General features: G+C 67.6%; 11 protein-coding genes. 6 read left to right on the top strand and 5 right to left on the bottom strand.

Translation table 11 applies throughout. From position 1 onward, the window contains the following. Positions 1-2: 2 nt before the first annotated feature. Complete coding sequence (locus I5I_RS06325) at positions 3-755, top strand: SGNH/GDSL hydrolase family protein (RefSeq protein ID WP_051039511.1); 753 nt, start codon at positions 3-5, stop codon at positions 753-755. A gap of 92 nt (positions 756-847) precedes the next feature. Continuing rightward, a complete protein-coding gene (locus I5I_RS06320) occupies positions 848-1,105 on the top strand; it encodes a DUF6458 family protein (protein WP_036317737.1) in 258 nt (85 codons plus the stop codon). Between the two features lie 27 nt (positions 1,106-1,132). On the opposite strand, the gene I5I_RS06315 is transcribed toward I5I_RS06320, so the two are convergent. From I5I_RS06315 to I5I_RS16325, 3 genes are all read right to left on the bottom strand, one after another. After that, complete coding sequence (locus I5I_RS06315) at positions 1,133-2,386, bottom strand: MFS transporter (protein ID WP_374699904.1); 1,254 nt, start codon at positions 2,384-2,386, stop codon at positions 1,133-1,135. Positions 2,387-2,479: 93 nt separating this feature from the next. Then, positions 2,480-2,962 carry a DUF2087 domain-containing protein gene (locus tag I5I_RS06310; RefSeq protein WP_036317732.1) on the bottom strand — a complete coding sequence of 161 codons (483 nt, stop codon included), beginning with the start codon at positions 2,960-2,962 and terminating at the stop codon, positions 2,480-2,482. After that, the gene (locus tag I5I_RS16325) at positions 2,959-3,561 is read right to left on the bottom strand and encodes a 2'-5' RNA ligase family protein (RefSeq protein ID WP_187289920.1); all 603 of its coding nucleotides are present in this window, start codon (positions 3,559-3,561) and stop codon (positions 2,959-2,961) included. The genes I5I_RS06310 and I5I_RS16325 overlap by 4 nt, the downstream gene beginning before the upstream one ends. Positions 3,562-3,731: 170 nt before the next feature. On the opposite strand from I5I_RS16325, the gene I5I_RS06305 reads away from it, so the two are divergent. The 4 genes from I5I_RS06305 (at position 3,732) to I5I_RS06290 (ending at position 6,429) form a co-directional block, all read left to right on the top strand. Further along, positions 3,732-4,532 carry a hypothetical protein gene (locus I5I_RS06305; protein ID WP_051039510.1) on the top strand — a complete coding sequence of 267 codons (801 nt, stop codon included), beginning with the start codon at positions 3,732-3,734 and terminating at the stop codon, positions 4,530-4,532. A 43-nt stretch (positions 4,533-4,575) separates the two neighbouring features. After that, entirely contained in the window at positions 4,576-4,920 is a 345-nt protein-coding gene (locus I5I_RS06300; RefSeq protein ID WP_036317730.1) for an ArsR/SmtB family transcription factor, read from the top strand. Beyond that, positions 4,911-5,609, top strand: coding sequence for a cation diffusion facilitator family transporter (locus tag I5I_RS06295; protein WP_374699903.1), 699 nt, complete (start codon positions 4,911-4,913; stop codon positions 5,607-5,609). The genes I5I_RS06300 and I5I_RS06295 overlap by 10 nt, the downstream gene beginning before the upstream one ends. A gap of 268 nt (positions 5,610-5,877) precedes the next feature. Next, positions 5,878-6,429 carry an HdeD family acid-resistance protein gene (locus I5I_RS06290; protein ID WP_036317726.1) on the top strand — a complete coding sequence of 184 codons (552 nt, stop codon included), beginning with the start codon at positions 5,878-5,880 and terminating at the stop codon, positions 6,427-6,429. Positions 6,430-6,494: 65 nt separating this feature from the next. On the opposite strand, the gene I5I_RS06285 is transcribed toward I5I_RS06290, so the two are convergent. Together I5I_RS06285 and I5I_RS06280 are read right to left on the bottom strand one after the other, a co-directional pair. Further along, positions 6,495-8,477, bottom strand: a complete 1,983-nt coding sequence (locus I5I_RS06285; RefSeq protein ID WP_036317723.1) for a S9 family peptidase — start codon at positions 8,475-8,477, stop codon at positions 6,495-6,497. 2 nt (positions 8,478-8,479) lie between these two features. Further along, on the bottom strand, positions 8,480-9,092 hold a 613-nt coding region (locus I5I_RS06280; RefSeq protein ID WP_036317720.1), incomplete at its 5' end, for an SDR family oxidoreductase.

The following is a 9,092-nucleotide window of genomic DNA, read 5'->3' as shown; positions in this document are numbered from 1 at the left end:
AGGTGCGGTTCGTTGCGATCGGGGACTCGTTCACGGAGGGCGTCGGCGACGAGCGCCCCGACGGCAGCGTGCGCGGGTGGGCCGATCTGACCGCGCAGGGGTGGGCAGACTCCCGGGGCGAATCCATCCAGTACGCGAACCTTGCGATCCGCGGCAAGCTCATCTGGCCGATCGTCGCGCAGCAGCTCGAACCGGCTCTCGCACTGAAGCCCACCCATCTGTCCTTCAACGGGGGCGGCAACGACATGCTGCGGCCGCGCACCTCGATCGGCCACATCGCCGACGCGTTCAGCCAGGTACTTCGGCGGTGCGACGAGGAGGGCGTGACGCTGATTCTGCTGTCGGGCGCGAATCCGTCGGCGCAGTTGCCGATGAGCCGCCTCATCCAACGACGCGGCGATCTCATGTCGGATGCCGTGGTGCAGCGCATTGCCGAACGTCCCGACGTCGTCCGCGCGCTGAACTGGCCGGATGCCGAGTTGTCGAACCCGTCGTTCTGGTCTCAGGACCGCCTGCACATGAACAGCCGCGGTCACCATCGGGTCGCCGCCCGCGTTCTGGCGTCGCTAGGAGAGCGGGTGCCGGAAGGCTGGTGGTCGATGCCCGAGATCACCGACGTCGCGCGTCTCGCGCAACGCGAGTACATGCGCGAACACCTCGGTCCGTGGGTGCGTCGGCGTCTCACCGGCACCTCGTCGGGCGACGGTCGACAGCCGAAGTTCGGCGGGACGTGGATGCAGGTCGACCCGAGCTAGCCGTCCGCCCTCGCCTCTGTCAAGGGCATAGGCGAGCGTCGTGGGTTCCGCCACCATGAGGACGTCCCATCCACGAACAAGGAGACGCACTCATGAGCATCGGAGCCGGAATCGCACTGTTCGTCATCGGAGCAATCCTCGTGTTCGCCGTCAACGTCGACGTCCCCTACGTGAACCTCGACATGATCGGGTACATCCTGATGGGCGCGGGCGTGCTCGTGTTCCTCATCGGCCTGATCTTGATGCTGCGACGTCGCTCCACGCAGCAGGTCACGCGGACCGTCGAGCCCGGTGTGGGCGAGCGGATCACCCAGACCGAGTCGCGCACTTCCGGCGACGGAACGGTCTGATTCCCGCGCGCCGGCCGCGCACGCCGATCACTCGGCGCGCGGTCGGCGCGGCGGGTCCATCCCCAGCAGGACCCGCGTCCTGCGCCGCTCGATCACGATGAATGTCCAGCCGAGCGCCCAGAGCGGAACCTGTGCGAGGAACGCCAACCGGAACGCATCGAGTCGGTAGGTCTCCGGCGTGCCGGCGCCCTGTAGGTCGAGGGCGATCCCGATCGCGAAGATCGCCACGAGCGCGGCGAGGAAGCCGCCGACATTCGTGATTCCCGTCGCGGTGCTCAGGCGGTGGGCGGGGTTGTGGGTGCGCGCGTGGTCGAAAGCGATCATCGAGGCGGGTCCGCCCATCGCCAGCGCCACGGCAAGTCCATAGAGCAGCCACAGCGGGGCGGGCCCGGGCCACGCGATCACCACCGTCCACGCGACGAACTGGGTGCCCACCGCCGGGAGCACGAGTGCGCGCGAACGCAGATGGGGAATGCGCCGTGAGATGTCACCCATGATCGGACCGAGGGCCATGCCCACCACGACGTAGGTCGACAAGACGCCCGCGGCCTGCGCGAGCGTGAGTCCCTCGCCTGCGGTGAGGAACGGCGTTCCCCACAGCAGCACGAATGCCGTCCCGGCGAACGGCGTGGTGAAGTGCGACCAGAAGGCGAGGCGGGTGCCCGGGTGTGCCCACGCGGCGCGGATGCCGACGCCGGTGTCCATCGAAGAGCGCACAACACGGATCGCCCCGGTGTTCGTATCGACCGAGACGTCCGCTCTCATCGCCGGCGGACGGTTGCGGATGACGGCCCACACCAGGATGCCGAAGAGCACGCAGAGCCCGGCGATGCCGCCGAAGACGATCTCCCAGCTGGTCGCGTGGAGCATCGCGGCGAGCGGCGCAAGCGCGAGGAGCTGCCCGGCTTGGCCGACGAGACCCGTGAGCTGGCTCATCAATGGTCCGCGCTGGGCAGGAAACCAGACGGCGACAAGGCGCAGAACTCCTGGGAAGATCGCCGCATCGCCGGCGCCGAGCAGCATGCGGGCGAAGATCGCGACGCCGACGCTGGGGGAGAACGCGAGCGTCAGCTGTCCGGCTGCCATCAGGAGCATGCCGATGGTCATGATCGGACGGGCACCGTAGCGATCCAGCAGGAGGCCGATCGGAATCTGCATGCCGCCGTAGACCGCGAGCTGGACGACCGCGAACATCGACAGCGTCGCGGCATCCGCTCCGAAGCGCTGGGCGGTATCGACTCCCACGGCCGAGAGCGAGCTGCGATTGATCACCGCGAGCATGTAGGCCGCGACACCGACTCCCCAGATGATCCATGCCCGGTAGTCCGGTCCGGCTGACGCAGGGGAGGGGCGGGCCGTAGTCACCCCTCCACGCTACTCGTGCGTTCGCACGTATTCGGACCCGGATGCCGTGCGGCGAAGGAGCCCGTGATCGACCAGGTAACGCCGAAGCACGGCGACGTCGCCGTTCGGCGCGTATGCATCGAGCCGCTCGTTGACATCACGCTCGTTCATGACGGTATCGGGGGAGAAGGCGCGTTCGGATACGAACCGCAGCAGCGCGACGCGCTCGGCGGCCTGTGCAGGGTAACGATCGATCCGGCCGTCGCGATCGAGGAAACGTTCGGGTCCGTGCGGTCGCGGAGCCGTAGAGAGAAGATCGCGCAATGGAGCGTCGTCGAAGCGGATGCCGTCGCCGTCGTCGACCACGAGACCCAGTGCGATCAGCCGCTGATGAGCCCGCTCACGCCGTCGTGGTGTCAGCGCGGCGGGCGCCGTCTCACCGAGAACCGCCCGCACATCGTCGTCACGCAGGGCTGCGATGACGGCGCGCCAGCCGTCGGGGGATGCGCTCATCCGTTCAGGTTATCTGCGCGACCGAGAGCGAATCTCTCTGCCCGGCGCCATGTGCCCGGATCCGCCTCGACAATGAGTGCGGCGTGTGCAACCATCCCGCAAAGCGGAAGCGCGGGCAATATCTGCTCCTCCGCACGCCGCAGGGCGGCCAGAGATCCGCTATCGCCCACCGTCGCGTGCGGCATGAGCCCGTCGTGCGCGCCATCATAAGGACGGCAGCCCGGAAACTCTGCGAGGACGGCTCGAGTCAGACGCCGAAAAGGCTCAGGATCATCCGGTGCGAGCCATAGGACGGTGTCACCAAACCACCGAGTATCGGTCAGCCTGTACTCGAACGGGGTCACCCCGCTGATTGCCCTGGCCAGCCGGGAACGAAGCGAAGGAGTCAGGCCGTCGGCTTCGAGGTCGACGAAGGGGAAGAGAACCGTGATGTGAGGCGGAACGCCCAGGCGCGCGTCCTGTGCGTGAAGATCGCGAAGATCGGACAGTGCTCCGACATGCGCGAGCTCGACGATAATCGCGGAGCGCTTCATCTCTTCCCCCTTCCTTCGATCGTCGCGTGCACATGACGATGGTGCAATGTCGCTCTTGATGTCCACGCTTAGTAGCAATCGCCTCTCCAGCCGTTCTGACATAATGTGCATTATCGGCAAATGAACTGCCCAAGTCGCGCTAGATGCAATCACTGAGTATCTGAACGCGCCAGTGAGGAAGTCCCGGTGGGGATCACCTGCGAAAGATGCATCAGAAGACCCCCATCTCACGCCGAATGTTCCTGCGCAGCAAGCAGAGCATCACCGTCGGAGTCGCGTTCCTCAACTGGCTCGTCGAGCGGGAAGTCGACCTCCAGGATCTGTCGCAGAGCGACCTCGACGACTGGGTCGCCGGCGGAAACACCACGCGCCTCGTCGCACACCGATTCCTCAACTGGGCCCGCCGCAGCCGGCTCGTCAACACCGACCTCAAGATGGCCCGACACCGCCGCGGGACAGCGTCCAGGATAAGCCTCGCAGAGCAGCGTCAGGCCAACGCCGACCTCTCTGACGCCGAGGCGATGGATCTCCGGGACCGCGCCGCGGGCGTCCTCGTCCTCGTATTCGGCCAGCGCGTCGAGGACATCGTTCGACTTACCTGGTCGGACGTCACCATTACCCCGGCGAGCGTCACCATCAGGCTCGCCGGAATGTCGCTGCCAATCCCGAGCCCGTTCGACGACCTTTGGCGACAGCTCCGTCAGACACCACGACATCAGCAGACCGCGGCACACCCGAACAGCACCTGGATCTTCCCCGGCCAGAAGCCGGGACAACCCGTCAACCCAGACCATCTCGCCAACCGACTACGACAGCATCTTCAAGTCCGCGCCGCGCGACTCGGCGCGCTCAACGAACTCACCAAGCTCGCCCCGGTCACTATCGCCGCGGAAGCGCTCGGCTACGCGCCGCCTACCCTCGAACGACACACTGTCGGCTCCGGCGCCACCTACGCCCGATACATCGCCAACGTGAAGGCGATGGGGCAACCACCCCTCCCCCGCCAAGCCGCAGCAAGTTCACCCAACGGTAGTTAGTACACGGTTCCGTTTATTCAGCAAACGCTGTATTGTCGACCGCATGTCGACCCTCACGGCAACCGCGACGGCCACCCACACCGCAGCCTTGGCACGCCTCGGGCACGCACTCTCCGACAGCACGCGCACGGGTGTTTTGCTCGCTCTCCGCGAGGCGCCCGCCTACCCCTCTGATCTGGCCGACGCTCTCGGCGTCTCACGCCAGGTGATGTCAAACCAGCTCGCATGCCTTCGCGGTTGCGGGCTCGTGGAGGCAGTGCCCGATGGGCGCCGCACCTGGTATCGGCTCGCCGACCCGCACCTCGCCCCCGCCCTCGACGAGCTGCTGCGCGTCGTCCTCTACGTCGAGCCCGGCTGCTGCGCCGGAGAGAGCTGCAGCTGCGCGTGACAACGGCGGCTCCCCGACTGGCAGATGACCGGCGGCACATCCTCCAGCGACGCATTCGCTGGATCGTCACCGCGACCATCGGCTACAACCTGGTCGAGGCGATAGTCGCGATAACCGCGGGCAGCGTCGCCTCTTCCGCCGCGCTCATCGGGTTCGGCCTCGACTCCACCATCGAGGTCCTCTCCGCCGCCGCGGTCGCCTGGCAGTTCACCCGACGCGACCCCGAACGCTGGGAGAAGGGCACCCTGCGAGTCATCGCAGTCGCCTTCTTCGCCCTCGCCGCCTATGTCACAGCGACGTCCGTGCTCGCACTCGTGGGTCAGGTCAACGTCGAGCACTCCACCCTGGGCATCGTCATCACCGCGCTCAGCGTCATCATCATGCCGTTCCTCTCCCTCGCCGAACGCCGGGCCGGCCGCGAGCTCGGATCGGCCACCGCGGTCGCCGACTCGAAGCAGACCCTCATCTGCACCTACCTGTCCGCCGCAGTGCTCATCGGACTCGTCCTCAACAGCCTGTTCGGATGGTGGTGGGCAGACGCAATCGCCGGCCTGGTCATCGCGGCCTTCGCCATCCGCGAAGGCCTCGAAGCGTGGAGGGGCGACGCCTGCGCGACCTCGGTCGGAATGCTCCTCGAGGACGAAGACGACGATGAGCACCAGCATTCAACGATCCCCGAGGCAGGCTGACCAAGCGACGGAAAGGCTCCCTCTCTCGGGCTCATCCGGCGCCCCACTCAGTACTGGGCGACACGAGCGTCTGCCAGTCGCCTCTACGGGCGCGACGCCGGTCGAGCAGTATCACTGCTCATCCGGCGCGAACGGGCGGATTCCGCACCGCCGAGCGACAGATTGGGCCCGATGACGCGTGCGGCGCGTCTTGGATCGCACGACCGAGCTGTCAGCGCTAACCTGAGAGCATCTCCACTCACAGGAGATTTTCAGAAAGGGCTTCGCCATGACTGCTGAACCTACCCTCGAGAAGACGGCGACCAACGGCATCCGGACCGCTCTCGGTCTGGGCGGTGCGCTGTCCGTCATCCTCGGCATCGTCATTCTCGTCTGGCCAGGAAAGACCGCGATGGTCGTGACCGCGATCATCGCGATCTACGCCATCGTCGCCGGACTCGTGTACGCGGGAATGGGAATCTTCGCAACCGGAAAGGGCGGGTGGTCGCGCGTCGGTCACGTGCTCCTCGGCGTGCTCTACGTCGTCGCCGGTATCGTCGCGTTCTCCAACCTCGGCCTGGCCGCACTCTCGCTGGCCGTCTTCCTCGGCATCCTCGTCGGCATCATGTGGGTCATCGAGGGCGTCGTGGCGCTCTCGACGCTCGATCTGGCGCCCTCCCGGGGATGGACGATCTTCTACGCGATCATCTCGATCATCGCCGGTGTCACGCTGCTCTTCTCGCCGCTGTGGGGCGCCGTCGTGCTGTGGTGGCTCATCGGAATCTCCGCGGTCGTCATGGGCATCATCCAGATCGGACGCGCCTTCTCGTTCGGCAAGTGACACGACACGAAGCGCCCCGCTCGCCGTGAGGCAGCGGGGCGCTTCGTCGTGGCGGATGCCGTGACTCAGTCGGCCGGGAGGTGACGCGACCACCAGTCGAGGACCGCGTCGAATCTCTCCACGCGATGACGAGGGCGTCCCGAGCGCGTCAGTTCGTGGTTCTCCCCCGGGAAGATGAGCATCTCGGCATCCGTCCCCTGTCGCTTCAGCGCTGCGTAGTAACGCGTCGCCTGCTCGAGGGGGCAGCGGAAGTCCAGCTCGGAGTGCAGGACGAGAGTCGGCGTGCGCACGTCGTGCACGACGGCCATCGGGCTTTGCCGTGCCACGTCCTCCGGATCGGTGCCGACGTATTCGTCTCCGAAGAACGATCCGATATCGCTGGTGCCCTGGAAACTCACCGGGTCGAGGAAGCCGCGCTCGACGATGGCACCGGCGAACCGGTGGTCGTGCGCGATGGTCCACGCGGTGAGATAGCCGCCGTACGACCCGCCCTGGATGCCGACGCGCGCGCCGTCCAGACGAGCATCGCCGGCGACGACACCGTCGAGGAAGTCGAGGACGTCCGTCATGTCGACGGTGCCCATGGCGCCGCGAATGCTCCGACCGTGCGCCCGACCGTATCCGGCGCTCCCCCGCGGATTGCAGTAGACGACGGCGTAGCCGGCATCGACGAGAACCTGCGTCTCATCGAACAGATGTATGCCGTACGACGCATACGGCCCGCCGTGGATCTGCAAGATCACCGGGAAGGGGCCCTCCCCCGCAGGGACGACGACCCACCCGTGCACGGGATAGCCGTCACGGGCGACGATCTCCCGTTCCTCGGGCCGCACGATGGCCCGGGCCGCGGCGGCCGCACCGAACGTCGTCAGCGGGCCGGACCCGAGCAGTGACACCTCGCCGAGGCTGAACGGCGTCGCGTGGGAGAAGACGATGCGCTCCCCCGCCGCCGCGTGACCGACGACCTCGACGTCGCCATCGACCAGCACCGAGACATCCCCGGCACGCGTCACGCGCAGGAGCTCGACGCGGCCACGCGTGCGGTTCTGGACGAGGAAATCTCCTCCGAGCGGGGTGATGTGGGAGCCCACCTCGCCAAAGTCGACGGCGTCGGGGTCGGTGAGCGCGCGCGGCGCTGACGCTGACAGCGGTCCCTCGAGGACGTAGAGCGCGACGTCCGGAGCGATGAAATCGATGCCGGACTCCCCCGGTCGTGACGCCAGGACGGCGATCGTGCCGTCGTCGGCAACGCCCACGTCGTCGACGGAGTAGCCCGCATCGCGAGAGAGCACCTCGATCGCGCCCGAGCCGTCGACGGCCACGGCGACCAGCGGCGTCCGCAGATCGCGACGGTCGTCCTCGATCTCGTCGACGACCGTCAGCAGATGAGCGCCGTCGGCCGTGAACACGACGCCGTGATGCGAAGCGGCGCCCGAGGTCAGCGCGGTCGCCTGTGCCCCGACTCGCCGTTCCTTGCCCGCCTCGCCCGCAGCCGTCGGCGCGGGCGCATAGAACGGCTCCGCACCGGAGTCGGGGGCATCGATGATGAAGAGATGCGACGGACGGTCGGCGAGGTAGCCGAGACCGTTGGCATGCCAGCGCACACCCGTGATGCGGCGCGGCGATTCCGCCTCTGCCGAGCGGCCCTCGACGGTGCCGTAGCGCCCCTGCTCGGGGACCCGCGCCGTGAACGCGATGCGTCCTGCGTCGGGCGACCACGCGAAGGAGCTCACACCACCGCGGGCCTCGGTCGTCTGCACCGGCTCGCCACCGGATGCCGGGATCACGAAGATCTGCGGGATTCCGTCGGCATCGGCGCGCACGAAAGCGACGTGCTGCCCGTCGGGCGAGACCTGCGGCGACGAGTCCGACACTCCGCGCGTGAGGCGCCGCGGTGCGCCGTCCGGCAGGTCGATCCGCCAGATCTGACCCACGTTGCGGTCGGCATCGAGGTCGGGACGCGAAGTGGCGAAGACGGTGAAGGATCCGTCCGGGGCGAGGCTGGGGCGCCCGACGCTGACGAGGGAGGCGATATCTGCGGCGCGCATGCTCACTCTCCGCCGAACGAGCTCACGTCTCCGACGAGACGCGTGTTGTCGGCCGGAACCGGCTCGACGGCCGCGAGGGCGACCTCCGCGGCGAACTCCGACACGTTGTACAGCTTGCCGGCCGACTCGCGGCGATCGGCGATGGCGCCCGGGTTGGCGCGCTCGAGAAGCGTGGCGGTGATCGTGCCCTCGATCATGTCACCCGACACGACGACGAAGTCGATGCCCTGTTCGGCGAGGGCGGGGATCCGCTCGCGCAGCGCGTCTTCACCGGCACGCTTGGACAAGGCGACCGGCTCGTACTCGGGCATCGTCGGTGTCGTGCGGATGAAGTGGGCCTGGTGGCTCGTGACGAAGACCACCCGAGAGCCGTCGTGCAGCAGGGGCAGCGCGGCCTCGAGCACTCCCAGCTGGGCGTCGCGGTTGAGGACGAGCGCATAGTCGGCGCCCATTCCGCTCTCCATTCCGCCCGACGCGTTGAGCACGAGCAGATCGAGAGTTCCGAACGTCTCCTTAACGGCTTCCATCATCGCCGCCACCGAACCGGCATCGGTCAGATCGGCGCCGACGACCAGCACCTCGACGCCGAGTTCCCGCAGCTCGGCAGCGAGCTTC

It is taken from the genome of Microbacterium sp. B24, assembly GCF_000333415.1.
Taxonomy (GTDB): Bacteria; Actinomycetota; Actinomycetes; order Actinomycetales; family Microbacteriaceae; genus Microbacterium.
This window is presented reverse-complemented; position numbering and strand designations above follow the sequence as displayed.